The 1,660-nt window shown below is 41.0% G+C and carries 1 protein-coding gene; it reads left to right on the top strand.

Annotation, left to right across the window (positions count from 1 at the left end; genetic code table 11):
- Window positions 1-87: 87 nt before the first annotated feature.
- Complete coding sequence (locus tag PL85_RS17590) at window positions 88-570, top strand: GNAT family N-acetyltransferase (protein ID WP_115340112.1); 483 nt, start codon at window positions 88-90, stop codon at window positions 568-570.
- The last annotated feature ends 1,090 nt before the right edge of the window (window positions 571-1,660 follow it).

Here is a 1,660-nt window from a genome sequence, read left to right as displayed (position 1 = left end):
AGTTCAGTGTTTAAGTGTGTTTTTTGAGTTCGGCGGTGCGTTGTCAACCCCTTAGCCGGGCGTTATGCCACAAGTTTAGGATACAAGATGTCAATACAAGGGATTGCCTCTTCAACTTGGTCAGATATTCTCCAGTTACAACAAGGAGTTTATCTGTCAGTTGAGCCAGAGAGTTTAGAAGTGTTACAAAGTAAATGGTTGAGGTCTCCCGAAACCTGCTTTGTATTTAATGAAGATAGTCAAGTAATGGGGTATTTGCTCGCCCATTCGTGGAACACTGAAATTCCGCCAAAGCTGTTTAAACCTTTGCCTTCAAATACAGAAGGTTCAATATTATTTCTGCACGATCTAGCTGTAAGAAAAAGTGATTCAGGGAAAGGTATTGGTAAAAAATTAATCGCACAGTTGTTAAAAACAGCTCACTTACAAGGCTATGAGCAAATCCTGTTGGTAGCGGTGCAAAACTCAGTTAATTTTTGGAAAAAGCAAGGTTTCATACCATTAAATCAAAAGGTAAATGAGTGTTATGGTGAGGGGGCGCAATTGATGCGTCGAGTTCTTGTGGCATAACAAATTGTTAAAGAGGGACTTGCAACGCGTGGCATTTTTGGTTTGCAGTGAGTTCAGTGTTAAAGGTGTTGTGCAGAAAGTAATTTATTGCGTTGCTGCGCCCCTTAACAACGCGTTAGGTTTACGAAGAGAAAAGCATAATTTTTGGGGAAAAGATTTGGGGATTTCTTAAGCAATTCGTTTACGGATGTCAGCAAATCAGCTTGGTCTGTCCCAATCATCACGTTTCTTGCGCTTTTTCTCATGCCAATGTTCGTGGGTTGCTTCATTGGAAAATGGCGTAGGTTGGCTGAATGTTTCACTGGCGCAAAGGTGCTTTGATTTAACCAAACAAACAGACTTAACCATTTGTTTTTAGGTTGGTCGCATTTGGCTGCCAATTTGAGTGAAAGGTTTGGGTTTCGTTTATCGTAATACGTTAAATTAGCGATTCTTTGCCAAGTTAATGAATGCGAAACAGTAACACCTAACAAAAAATTCAAGCCTGACTACCAACGCGTGGCTGAATCGGTTCCAAAATGGTTTAGTGTTTACGGTGCATTGCTTAAAGTGGCATTGTGCGTTGGTAGCAGCTTAATTTGGCGTTAGGTTTACGAAAAGAAAAGCATAATTTTTGGGAAGAAGATTCGGGGATTTCTCTGGCCATCCGTTTACAGATTTCAGCAAATCGGCTTGGTTTGCCCAAATCATCACGTTTCTTTAACGGTTTCTCATGTCAAAGTTCGTGGGTTGCTTCATTGGAAATCGTAGTGGTTGGTTGAAATTTTCTCTGGCGCAAAGGTGCTTTGATTTAATCAAACAAACGGACTGAGCATTTGTTTTTAAGTTAGTCGCATTTGTCTGCCAATTTGAGTGAAATGCTTCGAATTACTTCAACGCAATGCGTTAAGCTAGCGGAATTCTTTGCCAAGTGGGTGAAGGTTAAACAGTACAACCTAACAAGAAATTCAAGCCTGACTACCAACGCGTGGCTGAATTGGTTCCAAAATGGTTTGGTGGTTACGGTGCATTGCTTTCAATGGCTTTGTGCGTTGGTAGCAGCTTAATTCAGCGTTAGGCAAGGTGAGTTCTTATCAGCTAAATCGAGTTG

The organism is Vibrio anguillarum (assembly GCF_001989995.2).
Taxonomy (GTDB): domain Bacteria; phylum Pseudomonadota; class Gammaproteobacteria; order Enterobacterales; family Vibrionaceae; genus Vibrio; species Vibrio anguillarum.
Note: the sequence above shows the minus strand (reverse complement) of the source record. Positions and strands in the feature narration are given on the sequence as shown.

Bases quoted from the DNA above. Each gene is read 5' to 3' on its own strand.
- PL85_RS17590 (WP_115340112.1), top strand. From the start codon at position 88: ATGTCAATACAAGGGATTGCCTCTTCAACTTGGTCAGATATTCTCCAG.